Annotated in this window: 24 protein-coding genes and 1 tRNA gene; 11 read left to right on the top strand and 14 right to left on the bottom strand. The window is 63.8% G+C overall.

The window, feature by feature from the left end; translation table 11 throughout:
• Positions 1–90: 90 nt before the first annotated feature.
• The 3 genes from D0T11_RS01515 (at position 91) to D0T11_RS01505 (ending at position 2,009) form a co-directional block, all read left to right on the top strand.
• On the top strand, positions 91–663 hold the full coding sequence (locus tag D0T11_RS01515; protein ID WP_119654015.1) for a fasciclin domain-containing protein: 573 nt from the start codon (positions 91–93) through the stop codon (positions 661–663).
• A gap of 183 nt (positions 664–846) precedes the next feature.
• Positions 847–1,497, top strand: a complete 651-nt coding sequence (locus D0T11_RS01510; protein ID WP_119654014.1) for a flavin reductase family protein — start codon at positions 847–849, stop codon at positions 1,495–1,497.
• A 110-nt stretch (positions 1,498–1,607) separates the two neighbouring features.
• On the top strand, positions 1,608–2,009 hold the full coding sequence (locus D0T11_RS01505; protein ID WP_119654013.1) for a DUF4259 domain-containing protein: 402 nt from the start codon (positions 1,608–1,610) through the stop codon (positions 2,007–2,009).
• Positions 2,010–2,101: 92 nt separating this feature from the next.
• Here D0T11_RS01505 and D0T11_RS01500 read toward each other — a convergent pair whose 3' ends face one another.
• The 3 genes from D0T11_RS01500 to pdxH all read right to left on the bottom strand — a co-directional run bounded on the left by D0T11_RS01500 (position 2,102) and on the right by pdxH (position 4,886).
• Positions 2,102–2,704, bottom strand: a complete 603-nt coding sequence (locus D0T11_RS01500; RefSeq protein WP_119654012.1) for a Maf family nucleotide pyrophosphatase — start codon at positions 2,702–2,704, stop codon at positions 2,102–2,104.
• Between the two features lie 56 nt (positions 2,705–2,760).
• Positions 2,761–4,083: a DUF1015 domain-containing protein gene (locus D0T11_RS01495; RefSeq protein WP_119654011.1), complete on the bottom strand. Its 1,323-nt coding sequence runs from the start codon at positions 4,081–4,083 to the stop codon at positions 2,761–2,763.
• Between the two features lie 152 nt (positions 4,084–4,235).
• The gene (gene pdxH, locus D0T11_RS01490; protein WP_119654010.1) at positions 4,236–4,886 is read right to left on the bottom strand and encodes a pyridoxamine 5'-phosphate oxidase; all 651 of its coding nucleotides are present in this window, start codon (positions 4,884–4,886) and stop codon (positions 4,236–4,238) included.
• Positions 4,887–5,206: 320 nt separating this feature from the next.
• Between pdxH and D0T11_RS01485 the strand changes: the two genes are divergently transcribed.
• From D0T11_RS01485 to D0T11_RS01470, 4 genes are all read left to right on the top strand, one after another.
• Positions 5,207–5,773: a YqgE/AlgH family protein gene (locus D0T11_RS01485; RefSeq protein ID WP_119654009.1), complete on the top strand. Its 567-nt coding sequence runs from the start codon at positions 5,207–5,209 to the stop codon at positions 5,771–5,773.
• Between the two features lie 48 nt (positions 5,774–5,821).
• Positions 5,822–8,125, top strand: coding sequence for a DUF349 domain-containing protein (locus D0T11_RS01480; RefSeq protein ID WP_119654008.1), 2,304 nt, complete (start codon positions 5,822–5,824; stop codon positions 8,123–8,125).
• Positions 8,126–8,280: 155 nt separating this feature from the next.
• Positions 8,281–8,353: transfer RNA gene (locus D0T11_RS01475), tRNA-Thr, on the top strand.
• 150 nt (positions 8,354–8,503) lie between these two features.
• Complete coding sequence (locus tag D0T11_RS01470; RefSeq protein ID WP_119654007.1) at positions 8,504–9,805, top strand: tyrosine-type recombinase/integrase; 1,302 nt, start codon at positions 8,504–8,506, stop codon at positions 9,803–9,805.
• 73 nt (positions 9,806–9,878) lie between these two features.
• Here D0T11_RS01470 and D0T11_RS01465 read toward each other — a convergent pair whose 3' ends face one another.
• Genes D0T11_RS01465 through D0T11_RS01455 form a run of 3 tightly spaced genes read right to left on the bottom strand, consistent with a single transcriptional unit; the run spans position 9,879 to position 10,666 of the window.
• A complete protein-coding gene (locus D0T11_RS01465) occupies positions 9,879–10,076 on the bottom strand; it encodes a hypothetical protein (RefSeq protein ID WP_147374471.1) in 198 nt (65 codons plus the stop codon).
• A gap of 4 nt (positions 10,077–10,080) precedes the next feature.
• Positions 10,081–10,458, bottom strand: coding sequence for a hypothetical protein (locus D0T11_RS01460; protein ID WP_119654005.1), 378 nt, complete (start codon positions 10,456–10,458; stop codon positions 10,081–10,083).
• 19 nt (positions 10,459–10,477) lie between these two features.
• On the bottom strand, positions 10,478–10,666 hold the full coding sequence (locus D0T11_RS01455; RefSeq protein ID WP_119654004.1) for a hypothetical protein: 189 nt from the start codon (positions 10,664–10,666) through the stop codon (positions 10,478–10,480).
• Between the two features lie 70 nt (positions 10,667–10,736).
• Here D0T11_RS01455 and D0T11_RS01450 point away from each other — a divergent pair, with 70 nt between their 5' ends.
• The 3 genes from D0T11_RS01450 to D0T11_RS01440 all read left to right on the top strand — a co-directional run bounded on the left by D0T11_RS01450 (position 10,737) and on the right by D0T11_RS01440 (position 12,915).
• A complete protein-coding gene (locus D0T11_RS01450; protein ID WP_119654003.1) occupies positions 10,737–11,363 on the top strand; it encodes a thermonuclease family protein in 627 nt (208 codons plus the stop codon).
• 60 nt (positions 11,364–11,423) lie between these two features.
• Positions 11,424–12,059 carry a DUF6266 family protein gene (locus D0T11_RS01445; RefSeq protein WP_220473691.1) on the top strand — a complete coding sequence of 212 codons (636 nt, stop codon included), beginning with the start codon at positions 11,424–11,426 and terminating at the stop codon, positions 12,057–12,059.
• 187 nt (positions 12,060–12,246) lie between these two features.
• Positions 12,247–12,915: a hypothetical protein gene (locus D0T11_RS01440; RefSeq protein WP_119654002.1), complete on the top strand. Its 669-nt coding sequence runs from the start codon at positions 12,247–12,249 to the stop codon at positions 12,913–12,915.
• 111 nt (positions 12,916–13,026) lie between these two features.
• Here D0T11_RS01440 and D0T11_RS22390 read toward each other — a convergent pair whose 3' ends face one another.
• The 8 genes from D0T11_RS22390 to D0T11_RS01405 all read right to left on the bottom strand — a co-directional run bounded on the left by D0T11_RS22390 (position 13,027) and on the right by D0T11_RS01405 (position 16,958).
• The gene (locus D0T11_RS22390; protein ID WP_182888201.1) at positions 13,027–13,899 is read right to left on the bottom strand and encodes a hypothetical protein; all 873 of its coding nucleotides are present in this window, start codon (positions 13,897–13,899) and stop codon (positions 13,027–13,029) included.
• Between the two features lie 217 nt (positions 13,900–14,116).
• The gene (locus D0T11_RS01430) at positions 14,117–14,779 is read right to left on the bottom strand and encodes a PD-(D/E)XK nuclease-like domain-containing protein (RefSeq protein WP_119654000.1); all 663 of its coding nucleotides are present in this window, start codon (positions 14,777–14,779) and stop codon (positions 14,117–14,119) included.
• A 52-nt stretch (positions 14,780–14,831) separates the two neighbouring features.
• Positions 14,832–15,518 (bottom strand): hypothetical protein, encoded by a 687-nt coding sequence (locus tag D0T11_RS01425; RefSeq protein WP_119653999.1) that lies wholly within the window; start codon positions 15,516–15,518, stop codon positions 14,832–14,834.
• 63 nt (positions 15,519–15,581) lie between these two features.
• Positions 15,582–15,788 carry a hypothetical protein gene (locus D0T11_RS01420; RefSeq protein WP_119653998.1) on the bottom strand — a complete coding sequence of 69 codons (207 nt, stop codon included), beginning with the start codon at positions 15,786–15,788 and terminating at the stop codon, positions 15,582–15,584.
• Positions 15,789–15,836: 48 nt separating this feature from the next.
• Positions 15,837–16,145: a DUF3846 domain-containing protein gene (locus tag D0T11_RS01415; RefSeq protein ID WP_119653997.1), complete on the bottom strand. Its 309-nt coding sequence runs from the start codon at positions 16,143–16,145 to the stop codon at positions 15,837–15,839.
• Positions 16,146–16,197: 52 nt separating this feature from the next.
• Complete coding sequence (locus D0T11_RS01410; protein WP_119653996.1) at positions 16,198–16,377, bottom strand: SymE family type I addiction module toxin; 180 nt, start codon at positions 16,375–16,377, stop codon at positions 16,198–16,200.
• A gap of 7 nt (positions 16,378–16,384) precedes the next feature.
• On the bottom strand, positions 16,385–16,606 hold the full coding sequence (locus tag D0T11_RS21945) for a hypothetical protein (RefSeq protein ID WP_147374470.1): 222 nt from the start codon (positions 16,604–16,606) through the stop codon (positions 16,385–16,387).
• Complete coding sequence (locus D0T11_RS01405; RefSeq protein ID WP_119653995.1) at positions 16,599–16,958, bottom strand: hypothetical protein; 360 nt, start codon at positions 16,956–16,958, stop codon at positions 16,599–16,601. Before D0T11_RS01405 ends, D0T11_RS21945 begins: the two co-directional genes overlap by 8 nt.
• A gap of 160 nt (positions 16,959–17,118) precedes the next feature.
• Between D0T11_RS01405 and D0T11_RS01400 the strand changes: the two genes are divergently transcribed.
• Positions 17,119–17,514: an SLOG family protein gene (locus tag D0T11_RS01400; protein WP_245990572.1), complete on the top strand. Its 396-nt coding sequence runs from the start codon at positions 17,119–17,121 to the stop codon at positions 17,512–17,514.
• Positions 17,515–18,476 lie beyond the last annotated feature (962 nt).

Raw genomic sequence — 18,476 nt, 5'->3', positions numbered from 1 at the left:
TTCAGGCAGGGGTGAATCCGGAGGGGAATATGGTGGCGTAAGTGAGGGCAAATAAGTTCCTGACTTTCCTTCAACTCCCTTCTATTTCCGATGAAAAAGCACCTGTTTTCCCTCACTTTCGTGGCCCTGCTCGGTGCCGCTTCCGCTTCTACCGCTTCGGCCCAGGCCAAGATGGCACCCAATACCGTAATGGTGGGCGGCGAGGCCATGTACCCCAACAAGAACATCGTCGAAAACGCGGTCAACTCCAAGGACCACAAAACCCTGGTAGCGGCCGTGAAAGCCGCCGGCCTGGTTGAAACTCTGCAAAGCAAAGGCCCTTTCACGGTATTTGCTCCCACCGACGCGGCCTTTGCCAAGCTACCTGCCGGCACCGTGGAAACGCTGGTCAAGCCCGAAAACAAAGCCACGCTCACCAAAATCCTGACCTACCACGTGGTGGCCGGCAACATGACGGCCGATAAGATTATGGCCGCCATCAAGGCCGGCAAAGGCACCGCAACGCTCAAAACCGTGAGCGGGGGTACGCTGAAGGCCATGATGAACGGCCCCAAGAATGTTGTTCTCAAAGATGAGAAGGGCAACGTATCCACTATTTCGACTTACGACGTGATGCAGAGCAACGGCGTAATTCATGTAATCGACAGCGTATTGATGCCGTAATACGGACTTCGCTAATTATCCAAAAGGCTCCGCCGCTTTAATTTAATTAGAGCGGCGGAGCCTTTTGGGGTAATTAGCGAAGTGATTTATGTTTTATTAATCGCGCCGGCGAAATCATGCAGAGATAACCTTTCGTGGCCGGTGGTGGTTAATCTCCCCCATCTTTTCACGCCACCCGCCGCTATGCCTCATTTTACCGCCGACGACATCCGCCAATTCGGGAAGGTGTACCGGCTCAACCTCATCAACGCCATTACGGGCTTCAAGCCGGTTAATCTGCTGGGCACCGTGGGGGCCGCCGGACAGAGCAACCTGGCCGTTATCAGCTCGGTGGTGCACCTGGGTTCCAACCCGCCCCTGCTGGGCCTGGTGATGCGGCCGCCCTCGGTGGAGCGCCACTCCTACGACAACATCCGGGCCGGCGGCACCTACACCCTCAACCACGTGCACGCCGGCATCGCCCGCGCCGCCCACCTCACCTCCGCCAATTTCCCCCGGGAGGTTTCTGAGTTTGCGGCCACCGGCCTGACGGAGCAGTACCTTGATGACTTCCCGGCCCCTTACGTGCGGGAGAGCCGGCTAAAAATCGGGTTGCAGCTGGTGCAGCAAGTGCCCATTGAGGCCAACGGCACGGTGCTGCTCATCGGGCAGGTGGCGCATCTGTACCTGCCCGATGCGTCCGGCGTGCTGCGCACCGATGGCTCGCTCGACCTCACCGCCGCCGGCACCGTGGCCCTGAGCGGCCTCGATACGTACTACGAAGCCCGGCCCGTGGCCCGCTACGGCTACGCCCGCCCCCACCAGCCGCTACCGGAGCTGCCGCTGAGTGAGTAGGGAGCAAGTACGGCAGCAGGACCAGGAAAGCGGGAACCACTACCTTTGGTTTTCCGGATTCGTTTCTATCCGATCTGCCCTTCCTGACTCCCCCAACCCCGAACCCGTAGATGGCTTTGTACAACTTTGATAACGATGACGCGGCGGATTTCCTGGCCGACTTTGCCGATGACCCCAGCGAAGTACAGCTGTTGGAAGCCCTGATAACGGCTGCCGAGGAGGAAAACTACCTGGAGCGGGATGCCGCTGCCGTGGCCCTGATCGCCGCCGAAATTGTGGCGGCGTGGCTGGGCAGCCCGGCCCCCGATTTTCCCGCCGACCAGCTAGCCCTCACCGACGAGTTGGACGTGAGCGATGATGACGAACTCACCGACCTGGCCCGCCGGGCCGTGCGCGCCGCGCTGGCGCAATCCGCCAAGTCGGAGCTTCAGGAACTGTGGCAGACCTCGGGCCAGCTGCCCCAGTGGCAGGCCGTGCAGCAGGACCTGCTGCGCCGCCTCGAGGCCCAGTAAACGGCCTCCACAAGAAAATCAGTCAGTAAAAACAACGTCATTCCGGGCACTGCCCGGAATGACGTTGTTTTTACTGACTGGCCTCTGGCGAACTACACGCCTACCGCGCCCAGTTTGGCCAACTCTTCCCAGACGCGGTGCACGGGCAGGCCCATCACGTTGAAGTAGGAGCCTTCCAAGCGCGTTACGGCCACCATCCCGATCCAGTCCTGAGCGCCGTAGGCCCCGGCTTTGTCGAGGGGCTGGTACTGGCGGACGTAATGCTCGATTTCGGCGGTGGAAAGCGCCCGGAAGTGCACCCGGGTCACGTCGGAGAACACCACCTGGCGGCCATCGGCGTGGCGCAGGCACACGCCGGTGTACACCTCGTGGGCACGGCCCTGCAGGCGTTGGAGCATGGCCACGGCTTCCGCTTCGTCGGCGGGCTTGTTGAGCACGTCCTCGTCGAGGCACACGATGGTATCGGCGGTGAGCACTAGCTCATCGGCGGCTAGGTCGGGGGCGTAGGCGGCCGCTTTGTGGGCGGCCAGGTACTCGGCTACTTCGGCCCGGCGCAGGCGGGCGGGGAAGGATTCGTCCACCTCGCGCAGGCGCACTTCGTAGCGCAGGCCCAGGTCGGTGAGCAACTGGTGGCGGCGGGGCGAGCCGGAGGCGAGTACCAGCCGGGGCCGGCCGGCCGCATTCGTTGGGGTCATAGGCAAAAAAGCCGGCCGGCCGGCCGCGCGCGCAACGCGCCGGGCCGATGCCGGGGTTAGGAGTGAAAAACGGAGGAGAACGGGGCCGTGGTTTCGGCCTCGCTGATGCTGGCAAACAGGAACCCGCCGATGGTTTTGGGGTAGAAGAACGTGGACTTGGGCGGCATCACGGCCCCCGAATGGCACACGCGCTCCACCTCGGCCATACTCACCTCGTTGGTGATGAAGGCCGCTCGGGCCTCGCCCCGGTCCACGCGCGTCAGGCACTCGGGGAAGTTGCGCACGTAGGCCACGCCGGGCCACTGGCGCTGGGCCTCGGGACCCGCAACGCCCAGCACCCGCTCCAGCACGAAGTAGTGCAGCACCGTCAGGTCGAGGGCCTTCACCTCGGGCGTCGTCAGCCAGTCGAGTTGGGTGTGCACTTCGGGCCGGAGGCGGATTTTGTACACCTCCCCTTCGCCCAGGTACAGCCCGAAAGCCCAGGGTTTGCCGGCAATGCGTTCGGGCAGGCCGTAGGGGTCCTCCAGCGGCAGCACCGTGAAGTACGGGGCCAGCCGGGCCAGCAGCTCGGCCGGCCCACCGATGCCGGGCAGTTCCAGCAGCAGGCGGTGGGTGGGCAGAATCCGCAGGTCGTCGGCGGCGGCGTTGGTCAGGTACATCAGGTGGTAGTTCCAGGCTTCCTGGCCCGTGTAGGCCGTCCCGGCCGCCGCCCGGCGGGCCTGCCGATACGCCAACGAGCCCTCGTAGCGGTGGTGGCCGTCGGCCAGAATCACTTCCCGCCCCGCCAGCACCTGCTGAAACCGCCGGATCACGCGCGCATCCTGAATCACGGCCAGCACGTCGCGGGCCCCCTGGTAGTCCTCCGCCGTTTCGTAGAGCGGGTTCAGCATGGCCTCATCGAGGTAGCGCTCCAGCTCGAAGGTATCGTCGCGGTAGAGGCCGTGGGTGGCGCTGCTTTCAAACTCGGTGCGGGCCAGCAGCTCGGCCCGGTCGTTGACGGCGGCGGGCAGCGTGTTTTCGTGGCGCAGCACCACGTTCTCGGCCCAGTCGGAAGCCCGGATGTGGCACATAAAGCCCTTGCGGCAGTATTCGCGGGCGCTGCCGGGCAACCGGAAATACTGGTAGTAGGCGTAGATGCCCGGCAACTCGTCCTGGCGCAGGATGCCCTGCTGCTGCCACTGTTGCAGGCGGGCCAGCGCCGCGCCGGCCGGGTCCTCGCCCCGGGGCACCGAGAGGTGGATACTGTTGAGCGGGTTCTGGTAGAGGGCCTCCCGTTGCCGGGGCGACACCACATCGAAAAGCGGCGACACGTACTGGTCAATCCGCTGGCTAAGCTCGGGGCTATACCGCCAGCCCCGCAGAGGTTGAATTTCGGCCAAGAGGAGAAAAGGAGTTAAAATTTAAACGTGAAAAATTAAAAATTCTGCACTGGTCTGACTCACCATAAAACCGACTCGTAAATTTTTCTACCCCCAAACAGGTAGACGGGCTTTCCATATGTTTCCCTTTTACTTTCTAATTGCGCGCAGCGCTAGGGAGCCAGGCGGTGGCGGTTCCAGGCGGCCCCGGTGTGCTCGTACACAATCCGGTCGTGGAGGCGCGAAGGGCGGCCCTGCCAGAACTCCACCCGGTGGGGGCGCAGCAGGTAGCCGCCCCAGAACTCGGGCCGCGGCAGGGGCTGCTGGTCCGCAAAACGGGCGGCCACCTGCTGCTCGCGCTGCTCCAGGTAGTCGCGGCTGGCAATGGGCTGGCTCTGGGGCGAGGCCCAGGCCCCGATCTGGCTGCTGCGGGGGCGGCTCTGGAAATAGGTGGTGGAATCCGACTCCGGCACTTTTTCTACCCGGCCCTCCACGCGCACCTGCCGCTCCAGGCCCGGCCAGAAAAAGGTGAGCGCCGCCAGCGGACTGGTGGCCAGCTCCCGGCCCTTGCGCGAGTCGTAATTCGTAAAAAACAGGAAGCCTTCGTTGTGGGGCAGGCCTTTGAGCAGCACAATGCGGGCGGCGGGCTGCCCGGCCTGGTCCACGGTGGCCAGGGTCATGGCCGTGGGCTCGTCGAGGCGGGCGGCGAGGGCCTCATCGAGCCAGCGCCGGAACTGGGCCACCGGATCGGGCAGCACGTCGGCTTCGGTGAGCGTGCGCTGGGAGTAGGTCTGGCGCAAATCGGCCAGTTGCTGGTCGTTCATGGTCGGAAGGAAGCTTAATCAAGGAGCTACAGGCTTTCAGCTACAAGCCGCAAGTCGCACGCATGTTCAGGCAGCATGTTCAGGCAGCATGTTCAGGCAGCATGTTCAGGCAGCATGTTCAGGCAGCATGTTCAGCCAACTGCCGGCTTTGCGCTGGTAGCTCCGGGCCGCCAAAGGTAGCACAATGCGGGCGGCCCGGGAACCCGCCCCCCCCTGGCCAACGTAGGCAAAGGCAACGAAGTCAATCCGAATCTTTTCCGACCTTGCTGCTCCCCCGGGCGGGCCGGGCGGGGCTTCGCTCACCAAAACCCGCCTGACCCATGCCGCGTCTTCGTCCTGGTAGTCTGCTCATTTCCCAGCCCTTTCTCAACGACCCCAACTTTGAGCGCACCGTAGTGCTGCTCTGCGCGCATTCGGAGCAGAAAGGCTCGTTTGGCCTGGTGCTCAACCGCCCCGCCAACCTCCAGCTCAGCGACGTGCTGGAACTGCCCGGCGGCGCGGCCCTGCCCGCGGCGGCCACGCCCCTGGGCATTGGCGGCCCCGTGCAGCCCGACACGCTCCACTTCCTGCACCAGCTCCCCGACCTGCCCCAGGCCGTGGCGCTGGGCGACTCGGTGGCCTGGGGCGGCGACTTCGGCCGGCTGCTGGAGCAACTGCTTCAGGGCCAGCTTTCCCCCGATCAGGTGCGCCTGTACGTGGGCTATTCGGGCTGGACAACGGGCCAGTTGGCGCAGGAAGTGCGGGAAAATGTCTGGATTGTACACCCCAATGCTGCCGCGAAAGTGTTTACTTTGACTACCGATGCCTTCTGGCAGGCCATCCTGCGGGAAAAGGGCGGCCGCTACCGGATGTTGTCCAACTACCCCACCGACCCGCGCCTGAACTAACGCCTCATCCAGTACCCCGCCGCCGCGGGGTCTTCCTTTCTGATTCGTATGCAACCCGACCAACCGACCCCCAACGCCACGGATTCCAACGCCCCGGCGGAGTCGCCCCAGCAGATTCTGGAGCGCCGCCTGGCCGAACTCAGTGCCCGCCCGGCCGCCCCGACCGCCGATGACGTGACCGAGCGCCCTGGCCAGGGCACCCCGCCCCTACCCGCCAACCAGCCCGCCGGGGCCGGCACGGCCGAGCCGGACGCTGAAACCACCGAAGCAACCACGCCCGAGTCTGGCTCGACCGAAGCCAATGCCCTGATGGAATCGGCCACTCATCTGCCCGAGAACCCGGCCGCGCCTGAAGTGCATTCAGCCGGCGAAGCCCGGGCCATGGCCCACTACGACACCATTCCCCATGGCGAAATTGAAGCGGCCCCTGCAGTGCAGCCCGCCGCCGCTCCCGAGCCGCCGGAGGCCGAAGCCCCGCACGTAACGCCGGTTATAGAAGTAGCGCCCACCGAAACCGTGGCCGAGGCCCTGGAAAACGCGCCCACCGTGGGTTCTCTGCATACGTCTTCCGATGAAGCCGCTACTACTGACGCGGCCCCAGAGGCCGCGCCCGCCAGGCAGCCCGCCGCCCCGGCCGTTGATTTCGACAGCCTCGACCTGCCCGCCCAGGCCGCCCATTTGCTGGAGTTGCTGCGCCACCCCCAGGCCCGCAAGAACCGCAAGTCCATTTCCGATTTCTACCGCCGCTACGATGCCGCCACCAAAGCCGGGCGCACCAGCAGCCGCCAGCAGTTCACGGAGGCCGGCGGCGCGGAGGAAGAATTCTCCTACGCCGGTCCCGAGGGCCACGCCGAGCTGGCCAAAGCCTACCAGGAATTCCGCGACTCCCGGGTCCGCGACGCCAAAGCCGAGGACGAGCAGCGCGGCAAGAACCTGGCCCACAAGCAATACCTGCTCTCCCAGCTGCGCCAGCTGGTGGAATCAGCCGAAACCAAGGACAGCTCGGCCCGCATCAAGGCCCTGCAAAACGACTGGAAGGCCACCGGCCCCGTGCCCCAGCAGGACGCCCAGGAGCTCTGGAACAGCTACCACGCCCTGCTCGACATCTATTACAACAACCGCGGCCTCTTCTTCGAGATGAAGGAGCTGGACCGTCGCCGCAACCAGGAAGCCAAGGAGGTCCTCATCGTCCGGGCCGAGGCCCTGGCCCAGCAGAGCAGCATCAATAAGGCCCTGCAGGAGCTGCGCCAGCTCCACGAGGAGTGGAAGCACATCGGCCCCGTGCCCAACGAGCAGCGCGAAACGCTCTGGCAGCGGTTTTTGCAGGCCTCCGAGCAGGTGCATGCCCGCAAGCAGGAGTTCCTCTCGGCCCGCCAGGGCCAGGAAAACGCGAACCTGACGCGCAAAACGGAGTTGTTGGCCCAACTGCTGCCCTTCGGCGACTTCGAGACGGAGCGCGTGAACGAGTGGCGCGCCAAAACCGACGAGCTCCAGAAGCTCAAGGAAGCCTGGGACGCCGCCGGCCTCGTGCCCCGCGACAAGGCTGAGCAGATGAACAAGCAGTTCTGGGGAGCCTACAAGGGCTTTTTCCAGAAGAAGAACCAGTTCTTCAAGGCTCTCGACGAGGAGAAAAGTACCAACCTCAAGCGCAAAATCGACCTCTGCGAGCAAGCCGAGGCCGCCCTGCAAAGTCCCGATTGGGAGGAGGCCCGCCAGACCGTTATCCGCCTGCAAAAGGACTGGAAGCTGATTGGCCGGGTGCCCGAGAAGCAGTCGGACAAGGTCTGGCACCGCTTCCGCACCGCCTGCGACGCCTTCTTTGACCGCAAGAAAGAGGAAGGTCGCCAGCGCGAGCAGAAGTCCCAGCAGCTCAGCCAGGAGCAGACCCAGCACCTGAGCCAGGTCACCGAAACCGTAGCCACCCTCTCCGCCGATCAGCCCGGCTCGCTCGAAGGGTTCCGCCAGCAGGTAGCCGAGTGGCGCGCCTTCGACGGGACCACCGCACACGGCGGCCACCAGGCCGAGGAACGGTTCCAGGCCCTCATGGACCAGTACCTCACCCAGGTACCTGGCCTCTCCTACGCCGACCGCACCGACCTGCTGTTCAGCCTGCAAGTTGAGCGCCTAAAGGCTTCCCCCGACTCGCAGCAACTACTCTACAAGAAGGAACAGACGTTGCGCCGGGAAATCAATGAGCTGGAAAACGATATTTCGACGCTCAAAACGAACCTGGAGTTCTTCGCCCGTTCCAAGAATGCCAACCAGCTCCGCGAGGAGTACCAGGGCCGCATCGACGAAGCCGAAGCCCGCATCGACGGCCTGAAGCGTCAGTTGCGCGCTGTTCGCAGCTAAGCGGCTCCGGATGCTAACTAAAAACGTCCTCCTGCTTAGCGCAGGAGGACGTTTTTAGTTAGCGGAAATTCAACCAGTTAGTTTTTAGGCGGCGAAAAATCCACCCGATAGTTTGGCTCCTTCCCTCCGGCCGCCTACTTTTGTGCCACTTCCCCGCCTCCTTAGCTCAGCTGGTAGAGCAACTGACTTGTAATCAGTAGGTCGTTGGTTCGATCCCGACAGGAGGCTCATATTATCCCTACCGAAGCACCCGGAAAATGCTTTCTCGCACCGAGAAAGGCGTTTTCCGGGTTTTTTGCGTCTAGGGGTCTCGGTCTCTCCTGGTGCGAATCCTTCAACTCCTGGGGGGAGCAACGCCCCCCATAACGCCCCCCGTTTATGGTGACTCAGTTTGTCCTTCGCACCGACAAGAAAAACAAGGCTGGCCTCTGTCCGGTGCATTTAGTAGTGTATTTCGATAGTGTCCGCCTCAAGTGTGGAACCGGGGAAATGTGCCGGCCAGCCGACTGGAATATCGACAAGCAGAAGTTTCGCAGCTCCTACCCCCTGTTCGAAGATGCCAATGACGGGTTGAAGCTGTTGGCCGACAACGTACTGGCGTGGTGGCGCAAGCTGCGGGCGGTGGGTGAAGTGCCCACGCTGACCGGCCTGCGGCTGGTGTTGCGTCCGCAGCTGGCGCCGGCCCCGCCCGAAGCGGCGTCGGTGTACGGGCTCTACGAGCAGTACCGGCAGGCCATGCGGGCGCGGGGCTACTCGCGGGAAACGCTGCGCCAGCACCTGGTGGCTCGCAACTGGTTTACGGATTTCGAGGCCTACAGCGGGGCCTTCCTGGACCCCGTAACCTACGACCTGGCCCGGCACGATGCGCTGCTCAGCTACCTGCGGGAAGTGCGGGCCCTGGCGCCCAACAGCATTTATACGGCGGTGAAGGACCTGAAATCATTCCTGCGGTTTCTGCGAGACGAGCGGGGCGTGGCCGTGGGGATTGAGTTGCGCAAGCTGGTGGCCAAGCCGGCCGACACGCCGAAGCTGTACTTGTCGGCGGCTGATTTGGAGGCGCTGGCTTCGGCGATGCTGCCGGCCAACCTGGTGGCCACGCGGGACGTGTTTCTGTTCTGCTGCTACACGGGGCTGCGTTACTCCGATGTGTCGGCGCTGCACGCGGGCAACCTGCAGGAGTGGAACGGGGGGCGGCTGCTGCGGCTGGTGCAGAGCAAGACGCGGGCCGGGGTGAGTATCTACCTGAGCGCGGCGGCCTCGGCCATCCTCGATCAGTATGCCGACCCGGAGCAGCTGCGCCTGTTGCCGGTGCATCCCAACCAGGTGATGAATAAGTACCTAAAGCGGGTGGCCCGGCTGGCGGGCCTGACCAGAGCCGCCGACCTGGTGAGTACGGGCAATGGGGGGATTTCGCGCTCAGCGGTGCCGACCTGTGAGCTGGTGACCATGCACACGGCCCGCCACACCTTCGCTACCCAAAGCCTGCTGCGCGGTATGCCGGTGGAAGTGCTGCAGAAGGTGCTGGGCCACAAGAAAATTCAGACCACGCTGATTTACGCCAAGATTATTGAGGACTTTCAGCACCAGACGATGCGGCGGATCTGGGACGGTGAGGCGGTTACGGACAGCTCCGCAGGCCTGGACAGCCAGATTTGCGCCGTGGAGCCGTCAGCGGCTTAAAAGGGGCCCACTATACGACAACGATGCGGCCCGCCGGTGTGGTGGGCCGTTTTCGTGGGCGGTGGGTAAGCAGTTAGCGCAACTGACGCAGGCGGCGGCGCTGCCACGCGCGCACCAGCAGCAGCAACACCAGCAGCCCGGGGATGAGCAGCAGCAGCACCCAGGTGTTAGCCTCGGGGTAGCTCATGCCGGTGAGGTCGGCCAGGTTCACCATGAAGTCGACGCAGTACCAGTAGGCCAGCCGGCCCAGGCGCAAGATTAGAGAAAACACGGCGCTAGTCATTAATCGGGGCGGTAGGCAGGCGGCGCAGCAGCAGCGCGTCGCGCAGTACGGCGTAGGTCAGGCGCAGCAGCAACAACGGGATAACCACCAAGTACACGAGCAGGTTGGCTATCACGTAGGCCGTCCCGCCCCCGCCGGCCGACAGTGCCCGGATGGTGAGCCCGTAGAGCGGGCGCAGCCGGTAGTAGGCCGGGCTGGTGGCCAGTGTGGTGTGCGGGCAGGCGTGGTCGTGGCAGTAGCGGGTGCAACGGCCGGCCACCAGCGCCGCCGTGGGCGGGTGCGGGGCGGCCGCATTGACGGCAAACCCTACCAGAAGCGGCAGCAGGGCCAGCAGGATGGTGAGCAGCAGGGGGCGAAAGGCGGGCAGCATCGGATGGGTAAGGATAAAATCAGCGCAGGGCGGCGGCTACCTCCTGCTCGGGCAGACCGGTGAAGCGGCAGAACTCGCCCACCGACACGTAGGAGCCTGCGGGCTTGCCCAACTGGCGGCGCAGGCGTTGGAGCAGGCGCTTGGCGCCGTCGTAGCTGTGGCCGGTGAGCGAGGCCACGTCCTTGGGAAATACACAGACCTGGGGCATAACGGGTATTGTGGGATACTATCGGATTATGAAGATACGAACCCGCGCCGTACGGAGGTAAGTTCGGCCTATGCAGCTGATTTCACTATTTACGGCCTACCTACTGCTGACTACCAGCCTGCCCGCGCCGGCCCAGACGGTGCGCGCGGTGGCGGTACCCGTGGGCGCCGCCCCGAAGCCCGTGCCGGCGGCTCCGCGGCGGGGCACCGGGCCGGAATATGGCACTGTGCGCCGGGTGCTGGACGCCGACACCTACGAGGTGCTGCTGCCCGCCGGGCTGGTGCGGGTGCGCCTACCGGGCGTGGACGCGCCGGAGCTGAGCCAGCCCTTCGGCAAGCAGGCCGCCGACTCGGTGGCCCGGTTGCTCATTGGCCGGGTACTAGAAGTCGAGCGGTTGGGGCAGGATAGTTATGGCCGGACGCTGACCAGCCTACGCGTTGGGATGAGTGCCGGGCCGCTGGCCGGGCCATTCAGGCGGCGGTGGCTGCGGTTGGATAGCCTAGTGGTGGTGCGCGGGTGGGCCTGGGCTTACGAGCCGGGGCAAGCAGTGCCAGCGCTGGCCGGGCTGCAGGAGCTGGCCCAGCGCCAGCGGCGCGGGCTGTGGCGGTGCGGGGCTGCCAAGGTGGTGCGGCCGGGAATCTGGCGGGCCTTCAACAAACAGGAAAAAGCGAGTGCCTGGCGTGGCTGTGCCTGGTAGCTCCGCGAATGAAACAGCCGGACCGGTTTTCTCCTTTCAACCCTCTTTTTCCCTTTTACCATGGCACGTATTCGTTCCGTACTCGGCACTATCGAAGGTAGTGCGGGGGGCATCACCTTCGCCTCGCGCGGGGGCCTCAACATCATGCGCCAGAAGGTGGGCAGCAACAACAGCAGCACGCCCGCCCAGCAGAACACGCGCAGCCGCTTCAAGAAGCTGGCCGACCTGTTCCGCGCCCTCAGCATCCCGATCCGCAAGGGCCTGATGCCCCAGGGTTCGGTGTCAGCTTACAACCGCTTCATTCAGCAGAACTTCTACAACACGTCGGCTGATGCGCTGGGGGTGGCCTCGGTGGACTACACCAAACTAGTGCTCTCGGGGGGCAACGTGGAACCGCTCTCCCGGGTGGCGGCCGTGCTCGACCCAGCGCTGGGCAAGGTCAAGGTAAGCTACTTCGACAACAGCAACGGCAACTCGGCCCTGGATACCGACGCCGTGAAGGCCGTGGTCATCAATAAGGCCACGGGCCGGGTGGTGGCCGCCGCCGACGAGGAGACCGGCCGGGGGGATGGCAGCATCGAGTTGGAGGATGATACGCTGGTTGGCGTGCAGCCCGCCGACCTGATGGTGCTGGCCTTTGCCTACCGCGCCGACGGCTCGGACGCTTCGGCGACGACGCAGGTCCAGGTGGCCTAAGCAATGGTGCGCAACGCCGCCCCGGTCTGGCTGTAGCTGGCCGGGGCGGTTTTGCATTCCGGCCGGTTGCGGCTGACGAGACAAGCCTGGGAGCTGTATAGGAGCTGAGTAGGCGCTGAATACCAGCAACGCTACCGCCCTGAATTGTCCGCCTACTTGCATTTTTCCTTTCTAAACTTCTACGACCATGCCTAAAAGTGCTTATCAGAAACAGGCCGACAAGCGCACGAAAGACGCTATCCGGCTCCGGGCCCGCTTTGATGCCCGCGCCCGCAAGGCCGCCGGGCAGCTGACGGCCGCCCTGGCCGGGGCCTTCGACGCCCGCGAGCGGACTAACCGGATTAACCTGCTCTACGGGGTGGATCTTTCCACCGAAACGCTGCTGGTGCATTCGCTGCGGGCGGCCGGCCTAGCCCAGCAGCTGAGCACCTTCCTGGGCGAGAGTACGCCGGGCGAGGAAGTCCAGCTCTTTAACCCCACGCCCGACGGCAACGGCGGGCAGCCGCTGGCACCGGAGGCGCTGTTCGGGGAAACGGTGCCCACGCCGCCGATTGTCATTCTGACGCCGCCCCCGGCGGCTTTGCAGCCAGCCGAAACCGGGTCGGGCATTGCCATCAGCCAGTTGCGGGCCCAGGACGTAGGCGGCGGCAACTTCACTATTGTGGTGCAGGCCAGCGCGCCCTCGGGCGGCTACCACCTGGTCAACGACTTCGCGCCTTATGCCTACGACTTCCGCAATGGAGATGAGATGTCGTTCACGTTCAACAACGCCACGGCCGGGCAGCGGGTGCAGTTCGTCTTTACTGATTCGGCCAATGAGCAGGTGCGGGTGGAGCGGACGTTGGTGTTGGCGTAAGGGCACCGGGTTTAGCTATCAGCTATTGGCAAAGGGCCAGTGCCGGAAACGGTACTGGCCCTTTTGATTTGTTTAACGAAGCCTAACACACTGAAGCATCTAGTACAACTGTTACAGCTTTTGCTGTTGTAACTGTTGTTGTTGTTGTTGTTGTTGTTGTTGTTGTTGTTGTTGTTGTTGTTGTTGTTGTCGTTGAATTGCGGTCTTAGTTGGCTGTTCAATCGTGGAGAGAATATCAAAAACTGAGCAATTAGAACTAGTATCGTTCGCCTTTTTGATAGCTATTATTTGGGGGAAAAGCTGCGTTTTATCATCATAAATCTTAGATTTTATTGCAGAGAGTGACTGCAGAGCAGTCTGTATTGAGGCGTCGCTTATATCTACAGGTAATGTTATCAAATCTGTAATCTGTCCTGATTCCATCCCAATAATGTCAACGCTTAATTGACCTTGCAACTGGCCAGTTTTGGCAGCAACACCTAGTCCAATTAGAGAGCTGACATCTACGCCCGCCTCAAAAGTGGTAATCTGAGCTGTTATTCTCATACCTACACCAACTTTAGCGAAGCCCCCGCATGTGCCATTAGTCATCATCACCTTCAGAGTAGAGAATTTGCAGTAGTCCAAAGTGACAGTGTAGGAACCTGACTCCGCTGTGATGGAAGCCGGACCATAGCTTACACCTGCTGCATTGCTATTTCTCCTGACTGTAGCGAACACAGCTTCATTGGGCATAAACCGCAACACCATGTTCCTATTAGATGCAATTACTTTCAGAGACAGAGTATCGAACTTTGAAGTGGCCGCATTGTACAGAACAACACTTTGTTCATACTCTAAAGGTGAAACTGGGATATAGTCCTTGAATTGAGACTCAAGTAAGAAGGTACCCATATGGCGGGTTTTATTCTTATCCCGCTTCTGACCCAACACTGGGCTTGCGAAGAATAGTAACGAGACAAAGCAGACGAGTGTCGTTTTCATATTCGGCTTGTTATAAAGTTCAGAAGCGATGCACGAATATAGCTTTATTGGTATAAATAACTGGAAATAAAACCATATTCGTTATGAATTTTTTATGACATGCCCGCTCTTAATATTCCGACTGACGTATGATAGTTGCCCAGAGCGCATCGTTTGCGAAACAGGTATATATTCATATAGGCAGTTTATCCATGGTTGGCAAGCTGCTGCGGTCTTGTCACCCAACTGCGCACCGCAGCAGCTTGCCGTACTTCTTACGGCCCTGCTGCATCTGGGCCGGCGTCAGCTCGTGGACCCAGACGGCGGGCTGCTGGCCTTTGGGGGCGCGCTTCTGCACGGCGATGAGCACCACGCGCTGGGCGCCTAGCACGTCGGCGTAAAATGCGCCCTGGCGGTCGTAGCCGTACTTCTCCACCGTCTGGAGGAACTGGGTCAGGTCCTGGCAGCTGGTGGTTTTGAAGTCTACCACCGTCCGGCGCAATTTCTTGGGGCTGTCGATGAGCAGATCGGGGCGCACTTTAACGAGCAGGCCGGTGGGCTGGTGGATGGCGGTGAAGGTCTGTTCGGCCTGGCCGCGGCTGGAGTAGATGACGTGGCGCGGGTAGCGGCGGCGGCGGATGGCGGCGGCCAGTTGCCCGGCCTGCCGGTACTGGAGTTCCTGCCTTCCCAGCGGCAACAGCTGCCCGGCCTGCCGGTACTGGTCGGGCTCCAGAATGGCCGAGTGAAAATAGGAGCCGAAGGTTAGCGCGTCCTGGTTGAGGAAACGCGGCTGGCCTAACAGCTCGGCGGCCAGGTTGCTCAGGTCGGTGTTGCTGATGGCAGGCAGGGCGCGGTGCTGGTCCTGGGTGGTGGCGGGGTGGTGGTGAAGGTTGCGGAACATAGTAGTGGGAAAAGTGGCCCCCTCCCCTGGCGGCGGGTCGGGGGCCGGGTGGCTACTGGGAAACGACTTCGGCGGCGGCGAGCTGGGCGGGCTGTGGCTGGGGCTCGCGGCCTTCGGGGAGCCGGTAGCCCTGCACGATGCGCAGGTCGGCCGTGCCGGTCAGCGTTTCCTCCCGGAACAGCGGGAAGTCCTCGGCGAACTGCTGGCGGGCCGCTACCTCGGCCTCGGCGGCGGGGACGTACTCGAACTCGGCGATGTAGTAGGTGCCGCCCACCTTCTTGTTTTCCTTCTTGGTGGCCTTCACCGTCAGCACCACGTCCACCAGCCGCAGGTCGTCATAGAACAGCTCGGCGTTGAGCTTCTGCAGGTTCTCGACCGAGTAGCCGTGAAAGAGCACGGCGCAGACGGCCCCGCCGGCGTCGACGAAAAACAGCTCGGCCCACGTCTTGCGGCCCATATTCAGAATGTCGTCCTCGAAGATGCGCAGCGCGACGGGGATAAAGGCCAGCTTGGGGCCCAGGGGCGTGATGCCGCCGACGTTGAACTGGCCGGCCTTGGCATCGAAGCGCACCTGCCGGGGGTGGCCGGGCAGGTAGCGGAACATGGGCGTTTCGATGACTTCGCCGCTGTCCTCGTCGAGCGTGGCCGTGAGGTAGGCGCGGGTTGGGGTGAGGGTTTCGGCCGCAGCGGCGGGGGCGGCCTTAGCGGCGGCGGGGTTGGTTTTGGTGGCGGTTGCCATAACGAAAAGAGGTAAGAGGGTGAAAAGGTGGGGTCCCTTGTCGGCGGTACCCCGGTGGCCGTTTTAGTGGGCGTCTTCGGCAGCGCGGAACGTCAGCTCCCAGCCGACGGCGCGTAGCTCATGCAGCACTTCGACGGCGAAGAACCGGGGGCCGCGGTCGTTGAAGCCTCTATCCTGGAGGTACTCGGCCGCCGTGGCGAATCCGGCAAACTCGGCCGCGTTGCCGATGGCCGTTTCGAGGGCGTCGGTGTGCTCTTTCACTTTTGACATGGTGCGGGTGGATGCGGGGCCAGCGTGGTGGGGCCGGCCCCTGGTAGGTTATTTGAATTGCCGGTCGTGGCAGAGGATAGCGCGGCCCACGATGCAGTCCTGGCCGCGCACGGTGGGCTGGTACTGGTACCAGAGGTAAGTAGCCAGCAGGTTGAGGTAAGCGGGGTTGCGGAACTTGCCTTCCTCGTCGGTTATCAGAATCAGGTCTTTGCTGAGGCGCACGACTTCGACAGTCCGGCAATCGAGCAGCCGGTACAGTTCGGCCAGGCGGAAGCTGCGGCCGTTGGCGGGGCTGACGGGATGGGGGTCGGCGCTGGCAGGGTCGAGTAATTGGGGCTGGTAGCTGGTAGCGGGCATGATGTGGGGAGTTTGAGGCCCGCGCCGCCGAGTCTGGGGCGCGGGCCGGTGGTTACTGGACTGCGGCGGGGGTGATGATGAGCCGGCCGGTCTGCACCTCGACCTGGGCGACGGTGCCGGGCTGGAAGCCGGCGGCCTGGAGCCAATGGCCGGAAAGCAGGAGTTTGGCGGTGCTCACGAAGCCCCAGCGGCGCGGGCGGTGGCGCGTTTCGATTTTGATTTTGCGGTGCATAGCGGGGCTAGTTGAAAGGGCTGGGAGAGGTTGCGGCAAGGGCGGCGCAAGCGGTGAGCAGCGGCTGCATAAAGGGCTCGGACAGGAGCGGCCGGGCGGCTAACTCTTCGAGGCGGGCGGCGCAGGCGGCGAGGCGCTGCTGGGGGCTGAGGCCCTGCAAGCTGGCGGCCCAGGTACCGGCCCCGCTGCTGGGAGCCGGTGCTGGTGCGGGGGCGGACGGGCTACACATGAGCGAGGCGGCGGGCTACGCGGTGGCGGCGGGCACGGCAAGCGAAGGAAGGAGCGGCGGCCACCCCGCAAAGGGCGGCGGCGGTGCGGGCAAGGGTACGCTGGGCCTTGTAGCGACAAACCGGAACGCCTGCGGCAGCAGCGGCGGCTATGGCAGCGGCTACGGCCTCGAAAGGGCACGTACCGCAAACCGGCGACATGAACATGACCCCGGCGGCGGTGTAGGTGACCGAGTAGTAAACCGCCAGATGGCTCTGGGCCAGCAGGCAGCTGCTGGCGGAGGCTTGCACAATGGCGGCGGGGCCGGACCAGGCGGCGGCGGCGAGCTGGGAAAACTGCTGGGGGGTGAACATGGCGTGTAGGAGTTAGGCCAATTGCGCCGGGGGCCTTTCCCCCATTGCTTATACTAATATACGTATAATTGTGGGTAATAGATATATGTTTACGTAATATTATACGAAATAAAAACCTATGATTATAGGTATTATTGTTGTATATTGTGGGATGGGAAATGTGCAAAAGCAGATAGGCGTAGTAGGCAGCCGCGCCCTGGCCGAGTGCCCGGCCCTGCTGGCCCGCCTGGATGCGTTGCACCGGGCCGGCGAGGTGGCGGGAATAGTAAGCGGGGGCGCTGCGGGGGTTGATGAACTGGCCGCCCGCTGGGCCACGCGCAACCGGGTGCCGCTGGTGGAGTACCGGCCCGACTACCGCGCCCACGGCCCCGCCGCGCCGCTGGTGCGCAACGGGCTACTGGTGGCCGCCGCCGACCTGCTGCTGGTGTGCTGGGACGGCGTGAGTACCGGCACACTGGACAGTGCCCGCAAGGCGGCCCGGCTGGGGGTGGTGATGGAGTGGCTGGTGGCCCCCGCCCCTGGTGCGGCCCCGGTGGCGGGTGGCCTGGGCCTGTAGCGCGGGCACCAGCTGATGACGAGCGCCCGCAACCGGCCCGGCTACGCGATGCAAGCCAGCTGCCGGCCCCACCGCTGCCCGGCTGACTGAACGGGGCCCCTGCCCCCCGCTGACACCGTGACGGGCCACCTGACCGGCGGGCGACAGAACACCTTGAATGCCTCGGCCGGGGGTTCGGGGGCCGGCCTTGAGGCCCCCGGTGCGCGCCGAAGGCCGCACACTAGCCGCGAAGCGGGCCTTAGACCGGGATGCTGGGCGTAGCCCGAGCATGATAGCGCCGCCAGGAATCGGGAGCGGCGGGTGGGGCGGATGGAACCGGGGCCGCGGGCGGCGCGGGCTGGCGGCGGCCAATACCGGAGTAACCCCTGGGGCCGAATACTACAGGTGTGCCGCCGGGGCCGCTTCAAGCCGCGGTGCGGTCATGGTGGGTGGGTGCGGCCGCCGACGCTTGCTTGGGAGGTGGCGACTGGAAGGAGCCGGCGACCTGGCGAATTGGCGGAGGAAGCCGGTGCGGACGGCTGGCGTCAGGACCGGTTGGGTGCTAAAGCCGGCCGACCGGAGGGAGGCGGGCGGAGGGGAGTATCGGGGGGCTGGTGGCTGACCTATGGGAAGCGGCCGGCACCAGCAACGCAAGAGTCAATAGCCGGTGCGGGGGGCTGAGGCTGGCCGACCAGCGGGAGGCGGGCCGGGGCGGTGGGTTTCGGTAGCTCCAGCCGGGGGCCTTTTGCGGGCCCTGGGCTGGAGCGTGGAACGGCATCGAGGCGGAAGGATCAACTGAATCAGGGGGATGCGCTAGTGATGGGAAGGGCGCGACCGGAGGGAGCGGTGCGCAGCACGGAAGCGAAGCGGACCCCTGGACAGCACGGGCCGAAGGCAGCGCCCAGCTGATAATAATGCAATGTAATAGGCCGATAAAATCAACTTCTATCGGGGCTGAAATGGCGGCGGGCTGATACAATTTG

Origin of the sequence: Hymenobacter rubripertinctus, assembly GCF_003583925.1 — a bacterium.
Lineage (GTDB): Bacteria > Bacteroidota > Bacteroidia > Cytophagales > Hymenobacteraceae > Hymenobacter > Hymenobacter rubripertinctus.
Note: the sequence above shows the minus strand (reverse complement) of the source record. Positions and strands in the feature narration are given on the sequence as shown.